General features: G+C 73.8%; 20 protein-coding genes. 17 read left to right on the forward strand and 3 right to left on the reverse strand.

All coding sequences use genetic code 11. The features are described from left to right. Nucleotides 1-57 precede the first annotated feature (57 nt). The 14 genes from OG218_RS15585 (at nucleotide 58) to OG218_RS15650 (ending at nucleotide 16,327) form a co-directional block, all read left to right on the forward strand. Complete coding sequence (locus OG218_RS15585; RefSeq protein ID WP_328294146.1) at nucleotides 58-1,311, forward strand: glycosyltransferase 87 family protein; 1,254 nt, start codon at nucleotides 58-60, stop codon at nucleotides 1,309-1,311. 82 nt (nucleotides 1,312-1,393) lie between these two features. Continuing rightward, nucleotides 1,394-1,699, forward strand: a complete 306-nt coding sequence (locus OG218_RS15590) for a WhiB family transcriptional regulator (RefSeq protein WP_380159176.1) — start codon at nucleotides 1,394-1,396, stop codon at nucleotides 1,697-1,699. 55 nt (nucleotides 1,700-1,754) lie between these two features. Next, nucleotides 1,755-2,699 (forward strand): prephenate dehydratase, encoded by a 945-nt coding sequence (gene pheA / locus OG218_RS15595; RefSeq protein WP_328294147.1) that lies wholly within the window; start codon nucleotides 1,755-1,757, stop codon nucleotides 2,697-2,699. A 60-nt stretch (nucleotides 2,700-2,759) separates the two neighbouring features. Further along, nucleotides 2,760-5,639, forward strand: coding sequence for an EAL domain-containing protein (locus OG218_RS15600; RefSeq protein WP_328294148.1), 2,880 nt, complete (start codon nucleotides 2,760-2,762; stop codon nucleotides 5,637-5,639). Further along, entirely contained in the window at nucleotides 5,636-7,084 is a 1,449-nt protein-coding gene (locus OG218_RS15605) for a GGDEF domain-containing protein (protein WP_328294149.1), read from the forward strand. The genes OG218_RS15600 and OG218_RS15605 overlap by 4 nt, the downstream gene beginning before the upstream one ends. A gap of 73 nt (nucleotides 7,085-7,157) precedes the next feature. After that, a complete protein-coding gene (locus tag OG218_RS15610) occupies nucleotides 7,158-8,213 on the forward strand; it encodes a LacI family DNA-binding transcriptional regulator (protein WP_328294150.1) in 1,056 nt (351 codons plus the stop codon). A 126-nt stretch (nucleotides 8,214-8,339) separates the two neighbouring features. Continuing rightward, entirely contained in the window at nucleotides 8,340-9,104 is a 765-nt protein-coding gene (locus OG218_RS15615) for an ATP-binding cassette domain-containing protein (RefSeq protein ID WP_328294151.1), read from the forward strand. After that, nucleotides 9,101-10,213, forward strand: a complete 1,113-nt coding sequence (locus OG218_RS15620; protein ID WP_328294152.1) for an ABC transporter permease — start codon at nucleotides 9,101-9,103, stop codon at nucleotides 10,211-10,213. The genes OG218_RS15615 and OG218_RS15620 overlap by 4 nt, the downstream gene beginning before the upstream one ends. Before the next feature lies 1 nt (nucleotide 10,214). After that, nucleotides 10,215-11,207, forward strand: coding sequence for an ABC transporter substrate-binding protein (locus OG218_RS15625; protein ID WP_328294153.1), 993 nt, complete (start codon nucleotides 10,215-10,217; stop codon nucleotides 11,205-11,207). A 76-nt stretch (nucleotides 11,208-11,283) separates the two neighbouring features. Continuing rightward, nucleotides 11,284-12,012 (forward strand): SDR family oxidoreductase, encoded by a 729-nt coding sequence (locus tag OG218_RS15630; RefSeq protein WP_328294154.1) that lies wholly within the window; start codon nucleotides 11,284-11,286, stop codon nucleotides 12,010-12,012. After that, nucleotides 12,009-13,403 carry an FGGY-family carbohydrate kinase gene (locus tag OG218_RS15635; RefSeq protein WP_328294155.1) on the forward strand — a complete coding sequence of 465 codons (1,395 nt, stop codon included), beginning with the start codon at nucleotides 12,009-12,011 and terminating at the stop codon, nucleotides 13,401-13,403. The genes OG218_RS15630 and OG218_RS15635 overlap by 4 nt, the downstream gene beginning before the upstream one ends. A 39-nt stretch (nucleotides 13,404-13,442) precedes the next feature. Next, nucleotides 13,443-14,336, forward strand: coding sequence for a hypothetical protein (locus OG218_RS15640; RefSeq protein ID WP_328296248.1), 894 nt, complete (start codon nucleotides 13,443-13,445; stop codon nucleotides 14,334-14,336). Between the two features lies 1 nt (nucleotide 14,337). Then, entirely contained in the window at nucleotides 14,338-15,066 is a 729-nt protein-coding gene (locus OG218_RS15645) for an SDR family oxidoreductase (RefSeq protein ID WP_328294156.1), read from the forward strand. Nucleotides 15,067-15,136: 70 nt separating this feature from the next. Then, nucleotides 15,137-16,327 carry an HAD-IA family hydrolase gene (locus OG218_RS15650; protein WP_328294157.1) on the forward strand — a complete coding sequence of 397 codons (1,191 nt, stop codon included), beginning with the start codon at nucleotides 15,137-15,139 and terminating at the stop codon, nucleotides 16,325-16,327. A 9-nt stretch (nucleotides 16,328-16,336) separates the two neighbouring features. On the opposite strand, the gene OG218_RS15655 is transcribed toward OG218_RS15650, so the two are convergent. Then, entirely contained in the window at nucleotides 16,337-17,455 is a 1,119-nt protein-coding gene (locus OG218_RS15655; RefSeq protein WP_328294158.1) for a diacylglycerol/lipid kinase family protein, read from the reverse strand. Nucleotides 17,456-17,563: 108 nt separating this feature from the next. Between OG218_RS15655 and serS the strand changes: the two genes are divergently transcribed. Then, nucleotides 17,564-18,838 (forward strand): serine--tRNA ligase, encoded by a 1,275-nt coding sequence (gene serS, locus OG218_RS15660; RefSeq protein WP_328294159.1) that lies wholly within the window; start codon nucleotides 17,564-17,566, stop codon nucleotides 18,836-18,838. Here serS and OG218_RS15665 read toward each other — a convergent pair. Both OG218_RS15665 and OG218_RS15670 read right to left on the reverse strand, forming a co-directional pair. Then, complete coding sequence (locus tag OG218_RS15665) at nucleotides 18,822-19,532, reverse strand: hypothetical protein (RefSeq protein ID WP_328294160.1); 711 nt, start codon at nucleotides 19,530-19,532, stop codon at nucleotides 18,822-18,824. The two genes, serS and OG218_RS15665, sit on opposite strands and share 17 nt — an antisense overlap. Continuing rightward, nucleotides 19,529-20,422 carry an ROK family protein gene (locus OG218_RS15670; protein WP_328294161.1) on the reverse strand — a complete coding sequence of 298 codons (894 nt, stop codon included), beginning with the start codon at nucleotides 20,420-20,422 and terminating at the stop codon, nucleotides 19,529-19,531. The genes OG218_RS15665 and OG218_RS15670 overlap by 4 nt, the downstream gene beginning before the upstream one ends. 157 nt (nucleotides 20,423-20,579) lie before the next feature. Between OG218_RS15670 and OG218_RS15675 the strand changes: the two genes are divergently transcribed. Next, nucleotides 20,580-21,371 carry a DeoR/GlpR family DNA-binding transcription regulator gene (locus tag OG218_RS15675; RefSeq protein ID WP_328294162.1) on the forward strand — a complete coding sequence of 264 codons (792 nt, stop codon included), beginning with the start codon at nucleotides 20,580-20,582 and terminating at the stop codon, nucleotides 21,369-21,371. 147 nt (nucleotides 21,372-21,518) lie between these two features. Further along, complete coding sequence (locus OG218_RS15680) at nucleotides 21,519-22,733, forward strand: Gfo/Idh/MocA family protein (RefSeq protein ID WP_328294163.1); 1,215 nt, start codon at nucleotides 21,519-21,521, stop codon at nucleotides 22,731-22,733. Nucleotides 22,734-22,746 lie beyond the last annotated feature (13 nt).

Genomic DNA, 22,746 nt, shown 5'->3' on the forward strand with positions numbered 1-22,746 from the left:
CACAGGCTAGGGGCGTCGGTGGTCGGGACCTGTGCGTCGCTGGGGGAGGATCGGGGCGTGCTGAGCGAGGCGACCCCGCGGAACGGTGCTGCGCTGTGGCGGTGGGTCGGGGTGCTCGTCCTGCTCGTCGCGGCCGCGCCCATCGTCCACCGCTACCTGATCGCCTACCCCGACGACCAGTGGCAGGTCGACCTCGAGGTGTACCGGGAGGCCGGGCGGTCGCTGCTGCTGGGGCGTCCGGTCTACACCTTCGAGACCGAGGTCCCGCAGCTGCTGCCGTTCACCTACCCGACGTTCTCGGCGGTGCTGTCGATCCCGTTGGCGCTGCTGCCCTGGGCCGTGGCGGGGTGGGTGTGGACGGGTGTCCAGCTCGGGCTGCTCTACGCGATCGTGGGGATGGCGTTCCGGCCGCTGCTGGTGCGGGCCGGTCGCTTCACGGGGCTCGCGCACGGGGTCGTCGCGGCGCTGTGCGTGTGGATCTCCCCGGTGGGGGAGAACATCCGCTTCGGTCAGGTCAACGCGATCCTGGTGACGCTGTGCCTGCTCGACCTCGTGAAGGGGACCGACGGGCTGCGGGTGGGCCGGTTCACGATCCGCTGGCCGCGCGGGGCGCTGGTCGGGATCGCGGTCGCGATCAAGCTGACCCCGGGGGTCTTCCTCGTCCACTTCGTCGTGACGAGGCAGTGGCGGGAGCTGCGCAACGCGGTGCTGGCCGCGGTCGGGGTGACGGTCGCGACGTTCTTCGTGGCCCCCGAGGGGTCGTTGGAGTTCTGGACGTCGGCGTTGCTGAACTCCGACCGGCTCGGGCCGAACGCGGGGTCGTCGAACCAGTCGCTGCGCGGGTTCGTGCTGCGCCTCTACCTCTCCGACGGGGCGAGCACGGCGGTGTGGGGTCTCCTGGCGCTGGTGGCCGCGGTCGCGGGGTACTCCCTGGCCCGGGCGATGCACCGGCGCGGTTCGCTGGTCGGGGAGGTCGCGGCCTGCGGGATGGTCGCGATCCTCGTCTCGCCGGTGTCGTGGCTGCACCACCTGCTGTGGGGGGTCGTCGTGCTCGGCGCGGTCGTCGGGGACGGCCGGGTCCGGCGGCGGGCGGTGGCCGCTGCGGTCGGTCTGCTGCTGCTGTGGATCGCGTGGCCGTGGTGGGGGGCGAACCTGCTGGCCTCGCGCAGCGTGCCGACGCCGGTGGCCCGTCTCGTGCAGAACGGGGACCTCTGGTGGGCCTGTCTGTCACTGCCGGTGATGTGGCTGTTGGTGGCGCGACACGCCGAACGTCAATCACAGGTAGTGACGGATCGGTCGCATAGCGTTTAGGTTACGAACCCTTGGGGCAAGACACGTCCACGTGACGAGCACGTGGCGTCACGTCGAGCACCACACACCTAGGGGGGATTCCGTGAGCGAGACGAGTCGAGGCCTGCGGCCGACGATCGACGCTTGGGAGTGGCAGCTCCTGGGTTCCTGCCGCGAGGCTGATCCAGAGCTCTTCTTCCACCCGGAGCTGGAGCGGGGAGCCGCCCGCCAGCACCGCGACGCAGCGGCGCTCGCCGTCTGCGCCGAATGCCCGGTCCTGCGCCAGTGCCGGCAGCACGTCCTCACCCACCGTGAGAACTACGGGGTCTGGGGCGGCCTGACCGAGGACCAGCGGGACACGATCTGGAGCGAACGCACCGAGCGCCGCAAGCTGCGCAAGGCGGGCTGACCCCGCGGCGTCGAGCCCTCCAGCGCCGGGGGGCGAGACGCTACTGTGCAGCACCGTGCTGCGCTACGCGTTCTTCGGTCCCGTCGGGACCTTCTCCGAAGCGGCCCTGCGGACCGTCGTCGCCGACGTCCCCGCGGTCGCGATGCCCAGCGTCGACGCGACGATCGAGGCGGTCCGCAGCGGGGCCGCCGACGTCGGCTGCGTGCCGATCGAGAACTCCGTCGAGGGTGGCGTGCCCGCCACCCTCGACGGCCTCGCCGTCGGTGACCCGCTGGTCGTCGTCGCGGAGGTCGTCCTCGCCGTCTCCTTCGTGCTGGCGGTCAAGCCGGGGGTGCGCCTCGAGGACGTCCGTCGGGTGAGCACGCACTCCCACGCCCACGCCCAGGTGCGCAAGTGGCTGCACACCCACCTGCCCGACGCCCTCTACGTCCCGGCGACGTCGACGGCCGCGTCCGCGCAGGCGCTGGCCGACGAACTCGCGGGCGGGGAGCCCGCCGGGTTCGAGGGCGCCATCTGCGCGCCCTTCGCCGCGGAGAGCCTCGGGCTCGACGTGCTCGCCGAGCGGATCGAGGACCGCGACGGCGCCCAGACCCGCTTCGTCCTGCTCTCCCGCCCGGGCGTGGGCGAGCTGCCCGCCCCGACGGGCCAGGACAAGACGTCCCTCGTGGTCTTCCTGCGCGAGGAACGCCCGGGTGCGCTCGTCGAGGCCCTCGAGCAGTTCGTCACCCGCGGGATCAACCTCACCCGGATCGAGTCGCGTCCCTCCGGTGACGCGCTCGGTCGGTACTGCTTCTCCATCGACTGCGACGGCCACGTCACCGACGCCCGCGTCGGGGAGGCCCTCATGGGGTTGCACCGCGTCTGCGAGCAGGTCCGCTTCCTCGGCAGCTACCCGCGCTCCGACGGGGGTCGCACCGTCGTCGGCGACGGTCCGAGCGAGGAGGACTTCACCACGGCCCAGGGGTGGCTGGAACGACTGCGGGCCGGTGCCGGGGCCTGAGCGCCCCCCACCCCGGTCGGTCACGGGCGGGTCCCGGACCACCGCTCACCCGGTCGGCGCATGGAGTCCGCGACGGGCCGCCCCGATGTCCAGAAGGTGATCAGCCAGCCGCCCGCGCGCGCCCTCGACCTCGGCGCCGACGGGCCCGAGCGGCGCGTGGTCGCCGTCGGGTACCTGCTGACCAGCCTCGTCAGCGCCTCCGTCGCGCTGCTGCCCGTCTGGCCCGGCGTGCACGACGGTCCGGTCCTCGTCGTCGCCGCGCTCGGGGTGCTCAGCGGGCTCGGGCTGCTGCTGGTGCCCGCCTGGCCGATGGCCGGTCCCCGCACCGCCATCGTCGGCGCGGCCCTGTGCACCTCCGTCGGCGTCTACGCCGCCGACGGCTCGCCCGGGGTCGGCGTCCTCGTCGCCCTCTACTGCGCCACCGCCTCGCACATCCCCTTCCTGCGCTCGGGACGGGCCCTCGTCGCCGCCACCGCGCTGCCGTTCGTGCTGCTGCCCACCGCGCTCCTCGCCTCCGGGCACCCCGGCCAGGTGCTCGGCTGGCTGCTGGTGCTGCCCGTCACGACCGTCGTCCCCGTCCTCGGCGTGCGCTCGCTGCTGCGGCTGGCCGCCCGGCGCGCCCGCCACGACGGCGGCTCCGACCTGCTCAACCGCACCGGCCTGCTCGAGAGCTGCGCCCGACGGCTGCAGGAGGACGACGGCCTCGACGGGCGGGCGACGGTGAGCGTCGTCCACGTCGACGACCTGCGCGACCTGCGCCTGGCCCTGGGGCCCGCCGCCGCCGAGGAGGTCCTGGCCGAGTGCGCACGCCGCGCCGCTGCGCTGCCCGGGGCGGTCGTCGCCCGCATCGACCTGGACTCCCTGGCCGTCGTGCGTCCCGCCGACCCCGGCGCTGCCGCCACGACGGGCGCCGAGGCGGGTCGCGACCTGAGCGAGGTGCTGCTCGCCCCCGTCGTCCTGGCCGGAGCCGGCCCGGGCCGGGGCCTGCAGGTGCGCCCCGACGTCTCGATCGGCGTGGCCTGCGCCCCCGAGCACGGCCGCGCCATCGAGGACCTGCTCGCCCTGGCCGACGTGGCCGCCGTGCGCGCCGCGGCCGACCAGCAGCGCGTCGCCGTCAGCGGCGGCGAGGCCGTCTTCGACGCCGACGCCCTGCGCCTGCACGCCGAGCTGCCCGCCGCGGTCGAAGCGGGCCAGCTGCGGGTGCACTACCAGCGCCTGGTCACCGCCGGTACCGGCCGGACCGTCGGCGTGGAGGCCCTCGTGCGCTGGCAGCACCCCGAACGCGGGCTGCTCGGCCCGGGCGCGTTCATCCCCCTCGCCGAACGCAGCCAGGCCATCGTCGGCCTCACCCGCTGGGTGCTGCGCACCGCCGTCGCCCAGTGCGCCGCCTGGCGCGCCGCCGGCCGCGACGTCGGGGTGTCGGTCAACGTCTCCCCGGTCGTGCTCGCCGACCCCACCCTGGTCGAGGACGTGCGCCGGCTGATCGCCGAGCACGGGCTGGAGCGCGGCGTCCTGACCCTGGAGGTCACCGAGAGCGCGCTGCTGGCCGACCCCGCGGGTGCCGCCACCGTGCTCGCCACCCTGCGCGAGGCCGGCGCCCGCATCTCCCTGGACGACTTCGGCACCGGCTACACGTCGCTGACGATGCTGCGCCAGCTCGAGGCCGACGAGCTCAAGGTCGACCGCTCCTTCGTCGCCGCCGCCCCGCAGGCCCCCGCCGACGCCGCCATCGTCCGCACCCTGGTCGACCTCGCCCACCGGCTGTCGATGGAGGTCGTCGCCGAGGGCGTGGAGGACGCCCGCACCGCCGACCTGATCCGCGGCCTCGGCGCCGACGTCCTCCAGGGCTTCCACTTCGCCCGCCCCGTCCCGGCGGAGGAGGTCTTCGCCGCGCTCCCCGCGCCGCCCAGCGCGCTGGAGGGTGGGACCGGCGGGGAGCCGGTGCCGGCCCCCCGGGGGGTCGACGAGGGGGAGCGGGTCCGCCTCGCGCACGCCGTCCTGGCCGCCACGGTCCGTTCCCAGGGTCTGCTGCGCAGCGTGACCGCGCTGGCCGCCTCCGTCTGCGGAACGAGGTTCGCCAGCTTCAACGTCGTCACCGAGGAGCACGTGCACCTGCTGGCCCCCCACGGCCACGAGCGGGACGTCGTACCCCGCGACGGGACGCCCTGCGCGTGGACGGCCCAGCAGCGCGACGTCCTCCAGTTCGACCCCTCGACCGACCCGCGCACCGCGGGCGGGGCCGCCGCCGCCGCCGGGGTCCAGCACTACGTCGGCGCCCCCGTCGCCGACCCCGCCGGACGGGTCCTCGGCGTCCTCTGCGCCTACGACGACCGGCCGCTGCCCCTCACCTGCCTCCAGCGCACCCAGTTGCAGGCCCTCGCGCGCCTCGTCGCCGACCACCTCGCCGGGGTCGACGCCGCCGGTCAGCTCGACCGCGTCCACGAGCTGCTGCAGACGATGGCCGAGCTGGAGGGCACCTCCGACGAGCAGCGCCTCGTGCTGGGCTTCGGGGCGGCCGTGCACGACCTGCTCGCCCCCGACTTCAGCTTCGTCGTGCGCCCCGTCTGCCCGGGCGGACGCTGGGAGCTGCTGGGCCACCGCGGTGACGTCGACCCGGCCCTGGTCGGCGCGATCGGCTTCGACGCCGACGGGCGCAGCGCCGTGGCCCGCTCGATCACCACCGGGCGCCCGGTGTGGGTGCCGGACGCGGCGACCAGCACCGTCATCGCCGCCGAGCTGGCCCGTCGGGTCGGGGTGGGGTCGGTGCTCACCGTCCCCGTCGTCGCCGACGACGGGGTGAGCCACGTGCTGTCCTGCGTGTGGCGCGAACCGCAGCAGGAGCTCAGCCCGGTCCTGCGCGACGCCGCCGTCGCGGCCGCCACCCGCACCGCGCGCCAGCTGCTCCGGACTGCGGTCCCCGTCCCGCCGGTGCCCGCGTGAGCCCCCGTCGCGGCGGGCCCGTCCTCGCCGGCGCCGGCGTCCTCGTCGTCGGGTACGTGCTGCTGCCGGGCGGGCGGGCGGAGCTGGTCGGCTACGCCGTCCTGGTCTGGTGCTCCGCGCTGGTGCTCCTCCACGCCGTCGCGACCTCCCCCGCGCTGCGTGCGTGGCGGCCGCTGGTCGCGACGCAGCTGCTCTTCGCCCTGGGGGAGAGCGTCTCCGTGGCCCAGCGCTGGGACGGTCGGGTGGCGTTCCCCACCAGCGCCGACGCGCTGTTCCTCCTCGCCCAGGTCCTGCTGTTCGTCTCGGTGCTGGGCCTGCTGCCCGCCCCGCGCGGGGGTGTGCGGGGCGGGGCGCTGCTGGACACCGTCGTCGTGACGACCAGCACCGCCCTGCTCTTCGTCGTCTACACCGTGCTGCCCGCCTTCGCCGGCCAGGGGCACCTGGCCGCCCGCCTGGTCGCCGCCGCCTACCCGCTGTGCGACGTCGCCGTGGTGTTCCTGCTGGTGCGCGTCACCGGCTGGCGCAGCAGCCGGCCCCGCGCGTTCTGGCTGCTGGCCGCGGGTCTGAGCGCCAGCGTCGCCGCCGACGTCACCTTCGCCGTCCTCACCGCGGTGGGCCAGGACGGCGCCCCGCGGTGGGTGCGAGTGCTGTGGCTGGTGTTCTACGGCTGCGTCGCCGCCGCCGGGCGCGACCCCTCCGCGGCCGTCCTGGGCCACCCGCCGCTCGAGCGCCGCACCGAACCGGAGCTGGTGCGGCTGCCGCTGCTGGCCGTCGCCGCGCTGCTGCCGCCGGCGGCCCTCGTCGTCGAGCACCTGCTGCCGAAGGACCAGGACCACGGGCTCACGCTGGGCCTGGCCACCCTCGTCGTCGTCGCCCTGGTCCTGGTCCGCGTCGCGGACCTGCTGCGGATCCTGCGCGGGCAGGCCGTCGTCGTGGCCCGCCAGGCGGGCACCGACCCGCTGACCGGCCTGTCCAACCGCCGCGCCTGGAACGCCGAGGTCGACCACGTCTTCACCCGCGCCGGCGGCGACCCGCGCCTGCCCCTCACCGTGGCCATCGTCGACCTCGACCACTTCAAGGCCTACAACGACACCCACGGCCACGAGGGCGGCGACGACTTCCTCGTCGCGGTCGCCCGCGCCTGGCAGCGCGCCCTGCCGGGGGTGTTCCTGGCCCGCTGGGGCGGGGAGGAGTTCACGCTGCTGCTGCCCGGACTGGACGCCGACGCCGCCGTCGCCGTGCTGCGCGCCGTGCACGAGGCCGTCCCGCACGGGCAGACCTGCTCGATCGGCGTCGCGACCTGGGACCGCTCCGAGGTCCCGCCCGCCGTCCTGGCCCGCGCCGACGCCGCGCTCTACTGGGCGAAGCGGACCGGGCGCGACCGGACGGTCGTCGCCGGGGACCACGACGGTGCCGGCGTGGACGTGCTGCCCCCCACGGGGTGAGGCCGTACCGAGAACTCCGGCTGAGAACTCCGGGAGGTTTGTCACCGGTGTCACGCTCGGCCAGACTGGTGCGATGAGCACCATGCGTGACGTCGCGCGTCAGGCGCAGGTGAGCGTCAAGACGGTTTCGCGTGTCTTCAACGACGACCCGCACGTCCTGCCGGAGACCCGTCAGCGGGTCGAGGAGGCGCTGGCGCAGCTGAACTACACGCCGAACACCCTGGCCCGCACGTTCCGCGACGGTCGCTCCCCGGTGATCGGCGTCGCCGTCCCGAACATCGCCGACCCGTTCTTCTCCTCGTTGGCCAAGGCCGTGGAGACGGTGGCGGCGGGGTACGACATGTCGGTCCTCGTGTCCAGTCTGGGGCCCGATCCCAGCAAGGAGCCGGAAGTGGTGGAAGCCTTGCTGCGCAGGCAGTTGGGGGCCCTCGTCATGGCGCCCACGGCACCGGACCAGAGTTACCTGCGGCGGTGGTCGGAGAAGGTGGCGCTGGTCTTCGTCGACCGTCCGCCGCAGGGTCTGGACGCGGACTGCTTCATCGAGGACGACTTCGGCGGGGCGCGGGCCGCGACGCGGCACCTGCTGGAACACGGGCACGACGGGGTCGCCTTCGTGGGGAACTCCCTGGACGTCTCCACGACCGTGAACCGCCTGAGCGGTTACCGCGCCGCCCTCGCCGAGGCGGGGATCGCGTTCCGTCCCGAACTCGTCGTGAACGGCGCCACGAGCCGGGAGGGGGCGTGGGCGACCGTCGCCCGCCTCGTCGGTCTCGCCGACGCGCCGACGGCGGTGTTCTCCTCGGACGCGCAGACCAGCATGTTCCTGGTCCCCGCGCTCGCGGGGAGCCGGCTCTCGATCGCGGGGTTCGGGGACTTCCCGATGGCGTCGATGCTCTCGCCCGCTCTCACGGTCGTGGACCAGGACCCCGACGCCCTGGGACGTCTCGCGGCCGAGCGCGCCGTCCGGCGTCTGGACGGCGTGGAGGACGGGGCGCCGGTGAGCACGACGCTGCCGGTCCGCCTGCTCGAACGCAGCTCGTGCCGCCCGGTGGACCTCGAGGGCGGTCTCTTCCCCGCCTCGCGGCCCGACGGGGCGGGCACCTTGCTCTGGGTGACCCCCGGCGCCTGACGGTGAACCCCGTTCCAGGGGCTTGACACCGGTGACATGGCCTGGTGAACTTCCCGCACGCCGTGATGACACCGATGTCATGGCTCGCAAGCTTCCACTGCGAGCAGCACCACGAAGGAGTGCGAGATGGCAGGACCACTGCTGCGGGCCACTGGTCTGGAGAAGCAGTACGGGCAGGTGAAGGCCTTGCAGGGCGCGGACTTCGAGGTGGACGCCGGTGAGGTGGTCGCCCTCATCGGCGACAACGGGGCCGGCAAGTCCACCCTCGTGCGGATGCTCTCCGGCAGCGAGCAGGCCGACGGCGGCGAGATCGAGTTCGAGGGACGGCCCGTCCGGCTGTCGACCCCGATCGAGGCGCGGGCCCTGGGCATCGAGACGGTCTTCCAGGACCTGGCCCTCGCCCCGCACCTGGACCCGATCCAGAACCTCTACCTGGGCCGCGAGGTCATGCGCGGTGGACTGCTCGGCAGGTTGGGGTTCATGGACACCCCGGCCATGCGCGAGGCGGGGAAGCGGACGTTCGCGAGCCTGGGTTCCACGGTCCGGGACTTCTCCGGGTCGATCGGGGCCATGTCCGGCGGGCAGAAGCAGTCGATCGCCGTGGCCCGGGCCGCAGCCTGGGCCAGCAAGGTGATCTTCCTCGACGAGCCCACCGCCGCCCTGGGGGTCGTGCAGACCAAGGGGGTCCTCGACCTGATCCGGCGCGTGCGCGACGAGGGGATCGGCGTGGTGTTCATCAGCCACTCGATGCCCCACGTCCTCGAGGTGTCCGACCGCGTCCAGGTCATGCGCCACGGCCGTCGCGTCGCGACCTACCAGGGATCGACCAGCAGCGTGGAGGAACTCGTGGGGGCCATGACGGGCGCCCTGGACGAGAGGGACGCCGCGTGAGCACCGGAACCCGCCGGGAGGCGACCCCCGTGACCACCACACCGAGCGTGACCCGTGGACCCGGGACCGAGAACAGCCACGGACGACGGCTGCGCGGGGTGTTCAAGGCCCAGGCGCTGCAGATCGTCCTCATCCTCCTCGTCATCGTCGTGGCCTTCGGGACGCTCGCCCCGCACGCGTTCCTGTCCGGCTTCAACATCCGCAGCATCGTCATCAACACCTCGATCCTCGCCGTCCTCGGCGTCGGCATGACCTTCGTCATCATCACCGGCGGGATCGACCTCTCCGTCGGCAGCGTCCTGGTGTTCTCCGGAGTGGTGGCCAGCAAGGTCATGGTCGCGGCCGGCGGTCAGGGGTGGGGGGTCGCGTTCCTCGGGGCGCTCGTCGCCCTCGCGGCCGGTCTGTTCTGGGGAGTCGTCAACGGCGTCCTCATCGCCCGGGCGAAGGTGCCGCCGCTCATCGTCACCCTCGGGACCTTCGGTGCGGCCCTGGGTTTCGCGCAGATCATCACCGGCGGTGTCGACCTGCGCGCCGCGCCGAAGGTGCTCGTGGACACCGTGGGCTTCGGCAACGTGTTCGGCCAGGTCCCGGTGCTCTCGGTGGTCGCGGCCGTCGTAGTCGTCATCGGCGCGGTCCTGTTGCACCGCACCCGGTTCGGTCTCCACACCTTCGCGGTCGGGTCGAACGCCGAAGCCGGCCGCCGCACCGGGGTCAAGGTCGACCGCCAGACCGTCAGGGTGTACGCGCTGGCCGGGCTCCTGGCCGGGTTCGCCGGGATCCTGAACCTCTCGTTCTTCCAGTCGACCACCATCGGCGGGCAGTCCAACACGAACCTCAACGTCATCGCCGGCGTCGTCATCGGCGGGACCAGCCTCTTCGGCGGTTACGGCTCCGTCTTCGGGACCATCGTCGGCCTGTTCATCCCCACCACCCTGCAGAGCGGTTTCGTCATCGTCGGCGTCCAGCCCTTCTGGCAGCAGGTCGTGGTCGGGATCGTCCTCATCGCCGCCGTCTGGCTCGACCAGCAGCGTCGCGCCAAGGCGCGCTCCGGGGGAGCCCGCCGTTCACCCCTCGCCCGGTTCGGGCGGGGATCCTCGAAGGGAAACTGAAGTGACCAGGAACAGCGCCGTTCTCCCCCTCAGCCTCCTCGCCGCCCTCACCCTCGGGGTGAGCGCCTGCGGGGCAGCCGAACCCGCGAGCACCGGGTCCGGGGGCAGTGGTGACTCGGCCAAGAAGATCACGTTCATCCAGGGCGTGGCCGGCGACAACTTCTACATCTCCATGCAGTGCTCAGCCGAGGCGGCCGCCAAGGCCGCCGGGGCCAGCCTGGACACCCAGGGCCCGCAGAAGTTCGACCCCACCCTGCAGACCCCGATCCTCACCTCGGCCATCGCGGCCGGACCCGACGCGATCCTCATCGCACCGACCGACGTCACCGCCATGCAGGCGCCGCTGGACCAGGCCGCGGCGGCCGGGATCAAGATCGTCCTGGTCGACACCACCCTGAGCGATCCCTCCAAGGCCGTCTCCCAGATCTCCTCCGACAACGTCGGGGGCGGCAAGGCCGCGTTCGACGCCATCAAGGAACTCGCCCCCGGTGGCGGCAAGGTCCTCGTCATCGACAACCAGCCGGGCATCAGCACCTCCGACGCCCGGACCAAGGGTTTCGACGACGCGGTGAAGTCCGACCCGTCCTACACGAACCTCGGCGTCCAGTACGCCCAGAACGACGTCGCGAAGGCCGCCCAGCTGGTCACCTCCGCGCTGCAGAAGGACCCCGACATCGTCGGCGTCTTCGCCACCAACCTGTTCGGGGCCGAGGGCGCGGCAACCGGTGTCCGCCAGGCCGACAAGCAGGGGGCCGTGAAGATCGTCGGGTTCGACGCCGGCCCCGACCAGGTCAAGGCCCTGCAGGACGGCACCATCCAGGCCCTCATCGCCCAGCAGCCGGGAACCATCGGGAAGGACGGGGTCGAGCAGGCCCTGGCGGCGCTCGACGGCGGAGCCACCGAGAAGAAGATCCAGACCGGGTTCACCATCATCACCGCCGACAACCTGAACTCCGCCGAGAGCCAGGCCGCGCTCTACAAGTCGTCCTGCTGACGACCCCCGATCGCGTCCGGTGCGGGCCGGGAAACCGACCCGCACCGGGCGCCCCACGTGTTCTGAGAGGTTCTCCGTGAGTGATCTGAACGGGCGTCCCGTCCTGGTGACGGGGGCCAGCGGTGGCATCGGTGCGGCCACGGTCCGCCGACTGGTCGCCGCCGGGGCCGACGTCGTCGCCGCCGGCCGATCGGTCGAGGCGTTGGAAGCGCTGGGCGCCGAGACGGGTTCGCGCAGTCTGCCGTTCGACCTCGAGAGCGAGGACAGCGTGCGCGCGGCCCTGGAGGGCCTGGACGTCTACGGCGTCGTCAACTGCGGGGGTTTCGGCGGAGAGATCGCGACCCCGATGGACACCGACATCGACGTCTTCGACAAGGTCATCAGCGTCAACGCCCGCGGTGCGCTGCTCGTCATCAAGTACACCTCCCGCACGATGGTCGCCGCCGGTCGCGGCGGAGCCGTCGTCAACGTCTCCAGCCAGGCCTCGCTCGTGGCGTTGAGCGGTCACATCTCCTACGGCTCGTCCAAGGCGGCCCTCGACAACATCACCCGGGTGTCGGCCCTGGAACTGGGCCGGTACGGCATCCGCGTGAACAGCGTGAACCCGACGGTCGTCATGACCCCGATGTCGGCCTGGTACTGGGGGCGCGAGGACGTCGAGAAGCCGTTCCTGGACGCGATGCCGTTGGGCCGCTGGGCGACCGAGGACGAGATCGCCGCGCCGATCGTGTTCCTGCTCAGCGACGACGCATCCATGATCACCGGGGTCTCGCTGCCCGTCGACGGCGGGTACAGCAGCCGATGAACGCACCCGGCTCCCCCCGGCTGGTCGCCGGGATCGACCTGGGCAGCACGGGGGTGAAGGTCCTGGTCGCCGACGAGGACCTGCGACCGGTCGTCGTCCGGCAGCGGCCGACGCCGTGGCGCCAGGTCGTCGGCGGTCGCACGGAACTACCGGCCGAGACGCTGTGGGCCACCCTGCGCGAACTGCTCCGCGCGGTCGCCGACGAACTCCCCCGGGGAGCCCGCGTCCACGCCCTGGCCGTCTCGGGGATGGGCGAGACGGGTTTCCTGGTCGACGCTGCGGGTTCCCCCGTCCGGCCGGGGATCGCGTGGTTCGACCCGCGCGGTGCGGAACAACTCGTCGCGCTCGGGGAACGCTTCGGCGCGGAGTTCCCGGCGCGGACCGGACTGCCGCTCGGCGTGCAGGTCTCGGTCGTCAAGATCGCGAACCTGGCTGCGGAGGGACTCGACCTGCGGGGCCTGCGCTGGCTCAACCTCCCCGACCACGTCGTGCACGGACTCGGCGGCAGGGTCGGGGTGGACTCCTCCCTCACCTCGCGCACCGGTCTGCTCGACCAGGACACCGGGCGCCCCTGGGAGGAACTCCTGGACCACCTCGGGGTCGGCGCGCGGTTCCTGCCGCCCGTCCTGGACGGGGGAGAACCGCGCGGCCGGGCGACCGCGGACTGGCTGCCCCCGGCCTTCGCCGCGGCCGAACTCACCGTGGCCGGTCACGACCACCTCGTCTCGGCGATTGCGAGCGGGGCCACCACCGGGGACCGCTACCACGCCTCGCTGGGGACGGCCGAGGTCCTGCTGCGGGTCCTAGACGAACCGCTGCCGCCGGCGGCGAGGGTGCGTCTGGCGGAACACCTCATCAACCACGTCCGCCACGTCGTCCCCGGCCGCTTCGTCCTGGTCGCGGGGGTCAAGACCGGTCTGCTGCAACGCCGGGCGCTGCAGCTGGCCGGGATCTCCGACCGCGCCGGGCGCGACGCGCTCGACACCGCCGTGATGGCCCTGCCCCTCGCGGGGGAACTCGCGGAGGGATCGGTCGAGGTGGCCGGGGCGCGCAACGACGACGGCGTCCTCCGGCTGGTGGTGAACTCCGACGGGGTGAGCCCGGCCGAACTGTTCGGCGCGGTCCTGCGCCACGGCAACGACGAGCTCGCCGTGCTCGTCGACGCCATGGACCGTGAGGTCACCCCGGCCACCTCCACCGTCCTCACCGGCGGGTGGGCGGGGATGCGCAGCGTCGTGCGCGCCCGGGCCCAGGTCCTTCCCGACCCCCGGTTCTCCGGCCGCGAGGAGGACACCGCCCTGGGGGCGGCCGGGTTCGCGGCCCGCCTGCTCCGCACTCCGGAACCCACCGCCCGGACGACGTCACCGCACGCCGTCCCGCAGTTCCACTGACCGTCGCACCCCTCCGAGAGGACCCCTGCCGTGAACGAAATGACCACCCTCGAGCGACGTGCGTTGTCGCGCATCACCACCGACCAGGGGCGCGTGCTCATCGTCGCGGCCGACCAGCGCAACAGCATGAAGGCGGTGATGAAGGACGCCCCCGACGGCGCCGCGTCGGTCACCACCGAACAGCTCGCGGCGGCCAAGGCCGACCTCGTGACCTACCTCGCCAACAACGGCCCCGCCATCCTGCTCGACCCCGAGACGGCGCTGCCCGCCATCGTCGACGACGGGGTCATCGCCCCGGGGACGGCCCTGGTCGTCGGTCTGGACGCCTCGGGCTCCGAGACCGTCGACGGCCTCAAGCACACCTGCCGCATCCCCGGCGTCACCCCGCGGACGGTCCGCGAGATGGGGGGGGACGTCGCCAAGATGCTCTGGTACCTGCGCCCCGACCGGCAGGGGGCCGACTCGCGCACGGTCCAGGAGATCCGCGACCTCGTGCGGGACTGCGAGGCCGAAGGGGTCCTGCTGATCGTCGAGATCCTCACCTACGCCCTCCCCGACGAGACCGAGGAGGAGTACGCCGTGAAGTTCCCGGAGCTGATCGTGGAGTCCGCCCGCCTCTCGGTGGACGCCGGGGCGAAGGTGCTGAAGCTGCCCTACCCCGGTTCGGCCGAGGCCGCGGACGCCGTCACCGGCGCGGCGCGCGGGGTTCCCTGGGCCGTCCTCTCCGCCGGGGTCGACCACGCGACGTTCATCGGCCAGGTCGAGATCGCCGTCGCCCACGGCGCCGCCGGCGCCATGGCCGGGCGTTCCCTCTGGAAGGACAGCCTCACGGTGGACCCGGTGGTCCGCGAGGACCTGCTGACCCACCGCGCCCTACCGCGACTGCTCGAGCTCGCCGACGCGGTCAACGGCAAGGTCTCGGCCCACGCCTGACGTGGACGGGTTCGCGGGGCGCACGGTCCTCGTCACCGGTGCCGCGGGCGGCATCGGCAGCGCGATCGTGCGCCGGCTCGTCGGGGCGGGGGCGGAGGTCGTCGCGGCCGACCGGAGCGTCGAGGCCCTGCAGGCGGTCGTGCGGGAGACGGGAGCCCGTCCGCTGGCGTTCGACCTGCTCGTGGAGGACTCCGTCCGCGACGCCCTGCGCGGCGAGACGTTCGACGGCCTGGTGAACTGCGCCGGGTTCGGCGGGCTCGTCGCGCCGCTCCTCGACGTCCGGGTCGCCGACTTCGACCGGGTCGTCGCGGTGAACGCCCGCGGGGCCCTGCTGGTGACCCAGCACGTCGCCCGGGCCATGGTCGCCGCCGGGCGGGGAGGGGCGATCGTGAACGTCTCCAGCCAGGCCAGCCTGGTGGCCCTGGCGGGGCACGCCGCCTACGCGGCGTCGAAGTCCGCGCTCGACAGCCTCACCCGGGTCGCCGCGCTCGAACTCGGCCCGCACCGGATCCGGGTGAACAGCGTCCACCCGACCGTGGTCATGACCCCGATGTCGGCGTCCTACTGGGGTCGTCCCGAGATCGGGGACCCCTTCCTCGCCGCGGTGCCGCTGGGTCGCTGGGCCACCGAGGAGGACGTCGCGGGGCCGGTCGTGTTCCTGCTCGGCGACGGGGCCGCGATGGTCACCGGGGCGGCCCTGCCGGTCGACGGGGGCTACACGTGCCGCTGAGGGATCGTCGTCCGACGTCGTGCCGCGAAGGGGGAGGGACGTGACCGGCGAACGTCGAGGTGGTGCGGGCGTGCCCCGCGCGGTCGTCGTCGCCGGGGAGGCCGGGAGCGGCAAGACCACCCTCGGCCGGGCCCTGGCCCGTCGGCTGGGCGCGGCGGTCCTCGACCTCGACCCGTTGACCGAGCCCCTGCTCGACGGCCTGCGGGACCTGCTGGGCGGCCCGCACTGGCTCACCGGCCCGCACGCGGGGACCGTCCGCGCGGCCCGGTACGCCGCGCTGCGCGAGACGGCCCGCGACGTGCTGGGCGCCGGGTCCTCCGTCGTGCTCGTCGCCCCGTTCACCGCGGAACTGCGCGGCGGGCCCGAGTGGGAGCTCCTGCGCGCAGCCCTCGCCCCCGCCGTCCCCGAGGTGATCCACCTGCAGGGTTCCCCGGAGGTGCTGGCCCGGCGCCGGGCGGCCCGGGGGCAGCTGCGCGACGGGTTCCGCGAGCAGGTCGTCGCGCCACCCCCGCGCGTCCCGCACACCGCGGTCGACGTGCTGCTGGACCCCCGCCAGCAGGAGGCGCGGGCCGCGCTGGCCCTGGGGGCGCTCACGCCGCTCGACCCCGGGCACCCCGTCTTCGGACGTTCCTACGACGCCGTGCTGTTCGACCTCGACGGCACCCTCGTCGACTCCACCCCGGCGGTGCTGCGCGCGTGGGCCCGGCTGGGGGAGGAGTTCGGCATCCCCGGGGACGCGGTGCAGCGCAACCACGGTCGCCCGGCCGAGGGGCTGCTGGCCCGGTTCCTCGCCCCCGCCGAGGCGGCGCGGGCGCTCGCCCGGGTCGAGGAGCTCGAGACCGCGGACGTCGACGGCGTGATCGCCCTCCCGGGGGCCGGGGAGCTGGTCGGACGCCTCCCCACCGGACGGTGGGCCGTCGTCACCTCGGGCACCACCTCCGTGGCCGGGGCGCGCCTGGCCGCGGCGGGGCTGGTGCGGCCCTCCGTGTTCGTCACCCGCGACCGGGTGCGGCACCCGAAACCGCACCCCGAACCCTTCCTGCTCGCCGCGGCCGAGCTGGGGGTCGACCCGTCCCGCTGCCTCGTCCTGGAGGACGCCCCCGCCGGGATCGCCTCGGCGGTGGCCGCGGGGTGCACCGCGGTCGGGATCGCGGGCACCGTCGACGCCGGGGAACTCGGCGCCGCGGACGTGGTCGTGGAGTCGCTGGAGCAGTTGCGGTTCGAGTCCTCCGCGCGGTCGGTCCGGGTCTTCCCCGCCTGAGCCCCGCCCTCAGCGCTGCGACGGCAGCGGCGGGCAGCGCACCAGCAGTGCGCCCGGCTCCACGGTCAGCGTGATGCGGAGCGCCTCGCCGATCGGGTCGCCGTCCAGCTCGACCTCCTGGGGTTCACCCGTCATCACCTCGAAGCGACGCCCGCGCAGGTGGCGCACCCGACGCTGACCGCGCCGGTCCCGCGTCGCGATGGCCCACGCCACCTCGCCCCAGCCGATCCCGCCCCGGGGGGAGATCACCACGGCGTCCAGGTGACCGTCGTCGATCTCGGCGTCCGGCATCAGCACCAGTTGCTTCGTGAGCTTCCCGCAGTTGCCGACGATGACCGCGCGGGTGCGCACGGCCAGGGGTTCCTCGTCGTCGACGCGGACCTGCACCTTCGCCTGCGGACCCCACAACGCCCGCGCCCCCGAGACGACGTACGCGCCGTAGCCCAGCCGCTGCTTCAGCCGGTCCTCGACCCCGGCCATCATCGCCGCGTCGAAACCCAGCCCGGCCATCACCAGGAACAGGTACCGCTCGGGCTCGTCGTCGTGACCCGACCGGTCGACCTCCAGCCAGCCGACGTCGATCCGCTGGTCCTCCTCGGAGAACACCAGGTCCAGCGCCGCCGCGAGGTCGGTGTGCGGGACGTCCAGGTTGCGCGCCAACAGGTTCCCGGTGCCCGCCGGCAGCAACGCCATCGGCGTCGACGTCCCCGCCAGCGACTCCGCCACCGCGCGGACCGTCCCGTCGCCCCCCGCCGCGAGCACGATGTCGACCCCCTCGGCCACCGCCCGCCGCGCCTGCGGACCACCGGGTTCGTCGATCGTCGTCGGCAACCACAACGGATCGGCCCAGCCGTGGGACCGGAACACCGCCGCGACGTAGGCCTGCCGGCGCCGCAACGCGTGCTGGTCCAGGACGCTGAACTTCGTCGGGTTCACCACGATCGCCGCCCGCCGCTGCCGGGGCGCCTCGTCGTGCGGCTCGTCGTGCGGCTCGACCGCCGGGACCACCTGGGCGCGCAGAGCCCGCGTCGACCGGCGCTCGCGGGCCAGCAGCGTGAACGTCACGACGAACGCGACGGCGAGCAGGACGGCGAGGGCGCCGGTGCCGAAGAGGTCCGCCACCGTCATCCGGTCAAGCTACCTGCTCGCCGGTCCCTCCCCGCCCGGGTGGTGGTGTCCGTCGGTGGTCGCGGAACGGGGTCGGGGGTCAGGGGGGTGACCCGTTAGTGTCGAGACGTGATCGACCTGCGACTGCTGAGGGACGAACCGGACCTCGTCCGCGCGAGCCAGCGTGCCCGTGGCGAGGACGAAGGTGTCGTCGACCGGGTGCTGGACGCCGACGCGCGTCGCCGCGCCGCCATCGCCGAGTTCGAGCAACTGCGCTCCGAGCAGAAGTCGCGCGGCAAGGAGATCGCCGCCGCGAAGGGCGAGGAGAAGCAGAAGCTCGCCGCCGCGGTGAAGCAGCTCTCCGAGCGCGTGAAGACGGCCGACGCCGCGTCCGGCGCGGCCGGCGAGGAGTTCGAGACGCTGCTGCGCTCGATCCCCAACGTCGTCGAGGACGGTGTCCCCGCCGGTGGCGAGGACGACTACGCCGTGCTCGAGGAGATCGGGACCCCGCCTGAACTGCCCGAGGGGCTCGACGCCTGGCGCGACCACCTCGAACTGGGCGAGAAGCTCGGGGCCATCGACATGGAACGCGGCGTCAAGGTGGCGGGTTCGCGGTTCTACTTCCTCACCGGTGTCGGTGCGCTGCTGGAACTCGCGCTGCTGAACCTGGCCGTGGCGAAGGCCGTCGGCAACGGTTTCACCCCGATGATCACCCCGACCCTGGTGAAGCCCGAGGTGATGGCGGGCACCGGGTTCCTCGGTGCGCACGCGGCCGAGGTCTACCACCTCGAGGAGGACGACCTCTACCTCACGGGGACCTCCGAGGTCGCCCTGGCCGGCTACCACGGTGACGAGATCCTCGACCTGTCGGCGGGCCCGAAGCGCTACGCCGGTTGGTCGGCCTGCTACCGCCGCGAGGCCGGTTCCTACGGCAAGGACACCCGCGGGATCATCCGCGTCCACCAGTTCCACAAGGTGGAGATGTTCTCCTACTGCCGGCCGGAGGACGCGAGCGCGGAGCACCAGCGGCTGCTCGGTTTCGAGAAGGACATGCTGGCCGCCATCGAGGTCCCCTACCGCGTGATCGACACGGCCGCAGGGGACCTCGGTTCCTCGGCGGCCCGGAAGTTCGACTGCGAGGCGTGGGTGCCGTCGCAGGGCGCGTACCGCGAACTCAGCTCCACCTCGAACTGCACGACCTTCCAGGCCCGCCGCCTCGGGGTGCGCGAACGCCTCGAGGAGGGTTCCGGGACCCGTCCCGTGGCGACGCTGAACGGCACGCTGGCCACCACTCGCTGGATCGTCGCGATCCTCGAGAACCACCAGCAGGCCGACGGTTCCGTGCGGGTCCCCGCCGCGCTGCAGCCGTACCTGGGCCTGGAGGTCCTCACCCCCGTGCGCTGAGCGACCCCCTCGGCTCCGACCAGTGCCCGCCTGCGCGCAGGTGCCCGACCACCAGGCGTTCCAACCGCGTCCGCGGTTCGACGAGGTCGAGCACCTCGCGCAGCGGTCGGCGGAACACGAACTTCGCGACCGCGCGGTCGCCCTCCTCCCCGCGCTCGACGGGTCCGAGGGCGAACCTCTCCGCGAAGCGCACGATCCCGCTGGCCGGCCCGAGGGTCGGGGGCAGCAGCGGGTCCAGCAACCACGACGTGCAGTGGAACTCCCGGGCGCCGAGGACCTCCACGGCGCGGGCGAGGGAGTCCTCGACGGCCTCGTCGCTCAGCGGGCCGGCTTCGGGGAGGTGCACGGCGTGCCCGTCGGTCCCGGCCACGCGTTCGAACTGCAACCGCCCCAGCGCGACGACGTCCGCCCGGGCCAGGCCCAGCAACCACGGCACGTCGATCCCGTCGCCGTAGGCGGCGACCTTGCGCGGGACGTCGGCCAGCGTCGCCTCCGCGGTGCCGGCGTCCAACCCGAGGTGCCGGAACCGCGCCAGCACCTCCTCGTGGAGCTGGTCCAGGGCACGCGTGAAGCGGGGGACGGGCAGGTCGAGGGCCGGGGCCTGCGGGGCGAGCAGGGCGGAGCGGACCAGCTCCACGTCGTTGACCGCGTCGCCCACCGCGTCGCCCACCACGTCGCCCACCACGTCGCTCACCGCGACACCTCCGCGAGCATCGCCGCACCGCGGGCCGCGGCGGTGTCGCCGTGCACGGCGGCGACGACCCGGGGCTGACGCACCCCCGGGAGGCGGTCGGCCAGCGCGGTGCGCAGGGGGTCCAGCAGCAGGTCACCGGCCAGCGCCAGCCCTCCGCCCACGACGAGGACCGACGGGGCGACGGTGGCGACCAGCCCGGCCAGCGCGTGCGCCAGGACGTCGACCGTCTCCCGCCAGACCTGCTGCGCCGCAGCGTCTCCGCCCCGCACCGCGGCGGCGGCCTCGTGGGCTCCGGTGGTCCCCGCGCGGCGGGCGGTGGCGGCCGCCGACGCCACCTCCTCCACCCTGAGCCCACGGAAGGGGCCCTCGGTGAGGACGAGCTGGCCGATCTCGCCGGCCCACCCGCCGGCCACCAGCGGTACCCCGTCGACGAGGACCGCGGCGGCGATCCCGGTGCCGACCGGTACGAAGGCGACGACGCCGTCGGCTCCGCGGGCCGCTCCGGTCCGGGCCTCGGCGACGGCCCCGGCCCGCACGTCGTGGCTGAGGACGACCCCCGTCCCGAGCGCTGCGGTGAGCAGGGCGGCGAAGGGGACGTCGGTCCAGCCCAGGTTGGTGGACAGGACGCCGGTCCCGCTCGTCTCGTCGACCACCCCCGGCAGGGCGACGCCCACGGGGTCGCCGGGGCGGTGGCCCAGCCGGGCGGCGAGGTCGGCGACGGCGGAGACGACTCCCCGGCCGGTGGGGTCGGGGCGCGGCGTCGGGACCCGCTGGTCGTCGAGGACGGTCCCGTCGGCGCCCGGCCGCAGGCCCTTGACGGTGGTGCCCCCGACGTCGATGCCGATCGGCGGTGCGGGAGCGGTGCGGGCGGGTGGTGGGGTGGGGGGCATCGGCTTCTTCCCGCGAGGCCCGGCTCCGGCTCGTCGCCGTCACGTCCCAGACCGCTGCTGATCGTTGTTGATCTCTGCGGGGTCATCTTGAGCAGGATCGTGCACCGACGTCAATCCCCGACGTGCCATCCTGGGAGCCCCAGTGGAGGAGCCGCACATGACCGCCCAGCAGCGCCTCAACCAGGTGCTCGAGTACGTGACCGAGCGCGGGAACGTCTCCATCGCCGAGGTCGCGCAGACGCTGGGCGTCTCCACCGCCACCGTGCGCCGGGACCTGAACCTCCTCGCCGAGCAGCGCCTGGTCACCCGCACCCACGGTGGTGCGGCCGTGCTCGGCACGGGGTACGAGCTCCCGCTGCAGTACAAGATCGCCCGCCAGGCGGACGCGAAGCTGGCCATCGCCCGGGCCGTGGTCGAGCTGGTGCAGCCGGGGGACTCCGTGGGCCTGAACGGCGGGACGACGACGACCGAGGTGGCCCGGGCCCTGGGTGCGAGCGAGCGGCTCCGTCCCGGTGGGGGTGCACCCGGGGTCACGATCGTGACGAACGCGCTGAACATCGCCTACGAGATGTCGGTGCGCGAGCACGTGAAGATCGTGGTCACGGGCGGGGTGCCGCGCCGGCAGAGCTACGAGCTGGTGGGTCCGCTGGTGGGGTCCTCGTTGCGCGACTTCAGCCTCGACCTCGCCGTCCTCGGGGTCGACGGCCTCACCGGTCGCTCCGGGGCGACGACGGTGCACGAGGGGGAGGCGGAGGCGAGCCGGCAGATCGCGGCTGTGGCCGGCCGGGTGGTCGTCGCGGCCGACGCGACGAAGCTGGGCCGCACGACCTTCGCCCGGATCTGCCCGCTGGAGCGCCTCCACGTCCTGGTGACCGACGCCCCGGTGACAGGGGACGTCGCGGCGGAGCTGGCCGCGGCCGGCGTCGAGGTCGTCGTCGCCGGGGCCTGAGCGCCCCCGCCCTTCGTCCCGGGGGCCGCCCGGGTTGCGAGTGTTTCGTCGTCCGCACTCCCTGGTCCTGTCGTGGTCTGCGAGCTAGTGTCACTTCATGCTCACTTGGACCGGCTTTGCGACAAGTTCGCTCACGAGGGTCGAGCGGTGATCACTTCGGACCTCCGGGTCGCCCTCATCGGAGCCGGGGCCCGCTCCGAGATCGGTCAGCACGTGCCGGTCGTCCGTCCCGGCGCGCGCGTCGTCGCGGTCGCCGACACCACCCCCGCCGGCCGGGAGCGCGCCGCGACGAGCTTCCCCGGCGCCGTCCTGCACCCCGACCACCGGGCGCTCGTCGCGGCGGGTGGCGTCGACGCGGCCATCGTCACCACCCCCGACGACACCCACGCCGCGATCGCGGAGGACCTGCTGCGCGCCGGGATCGCGGTGTACCTGGAGAAACCGCTCGCCACGACGCTCGCCGATGCCGACCGGGTGCTGCTCGCGGCCACGCAGACGGGGACCCCGCTCTACGTGGGGCACAACTTCCGGCACGCGGAGGTGGTGCGGACCATGCGGGACGTCATCGCCCGCGGGGAGATCGGCGAGGTGAAGGCCGTCTGGGTGCGCCACTTCGTCGGGCACGGCGGCGACTACTACTTCAAGGACTGGCACGCCGACCGTCGTCGCACGGGCACGCTGCTGCTCCAGAAGGCCAGCCACGACATCGACGTCATCCACCACCTGGCCGGCGGGTACACGCGCCGGGTCGTGGGGATGGGTGACCTGATGGTCTACGGCGCGATCCAGGACCGGCGGGAGCGGCCGGGGGAGACGATGCCGGACTGGTTCTCGATGGACAACTGGCCGCCGGCGGCCGCGACGGGGCTGAACCCGGTGGTGGACGTCGAGGACCTCTCCATGGTCCTCATGACGTTGGACAACGGGGTCCAGGCCAGTTACCAGCAGTGCCACTTCACCCCGGACTACTGGCGCAACTACACGGTGATCGGCACCGAGGGCCGGTTGGAGAACTTCGGGGACACCGCGGGCGGAGTGGTCCGGGTGTGGAACCGCCGGCACGAGTTCTCCGCGGCCGGGGACCGGGAGCACCCCATCGCCGGCGTCGAGAGCGGTCACGAGGACGCCGACGTCCTGACGATGGCGGAGTTCCTGGCCCACGTCGCCGACGGTTCGCCGACGGTGGTCTCCCCGGTCGCGGCGCGGGAGGCGGTGGCCGCGGGTTCGCTGGCTGCGGAGTCGCTCCGTTCCGGCTCGCTCCCGCAGACCGTCCCCGACCTCCCCGACGACGTCCGTCGCCACTTCCAGCAGGGGGTCACGGCGGGAGGGGCGCCACCGGCAGACCGCGGTGGCGAGGCGTGACCCACGTGGTGGC

Source organism: Kineococcus sp. NBC_00420, assembly GCF_036021035.1.
GTDB lineage: Bacteria > Actinomycetota > Actinomycetes > Actinomycetales > Kineococcaceae > Kineococcus.

Coding starts and splice junctions, on each gene's coding strand:
- OG218_RS15600 (WP_328294148.1), top strand. CDS start 2,760: ATGGAGTCCGCGACGGGCCGCCCCGATGTCCAGAAGGTGATCAGCCAG.
- OG218_RS15610 (WP_328294150.1), top strand. CDS start 7,158: ATGAGCACCATGCGTGACGTCGCGCGTCAGGCGCAGGTGAGCGTCAAG.
- OG218_RS15615 (WP_328294151.1), top strand. CDS start 8,340: ATGGCAGGACCACTGCTGCGGGCCACTGGTCTGGAGAAGCAGTACGGG.
- OG218_RS15635 (WP_328294155.1), top strand. CDS start 12,009: ATGAACGCACCCGGCTCCCCCCGGCTGGTCGCCGGGATCGACCTGGGC.
- OG218_RS15640 (WP_328296248.1), top strand. CDS start 13,443: ATGACCACCCTCGAGCGACGTGCGTTGTCGCGCATCACCACCGACCAG.
- OG218_RS15655 (WP_328294158.1), bottom strand. CDS start 17,455: ATGACGGTGGCGGACCTCTTCGGCACCGGCGCCCTCGCCGTCCTGCTC.
- OG218_RS15670 (WP_328294161.1), bottom strand. CDS start 20,422: ATGCCCCCCACCCCACCACCCGCCCGCACCGCTCCCGCACCGCCGATC.
- OG218_RS15675 (WP_328294162.1), top strand. CDS start 20,580: ATGACCGCCCAGCAGCGCCTCAACCAGGTGCTCGAGTACGTGACCGAG.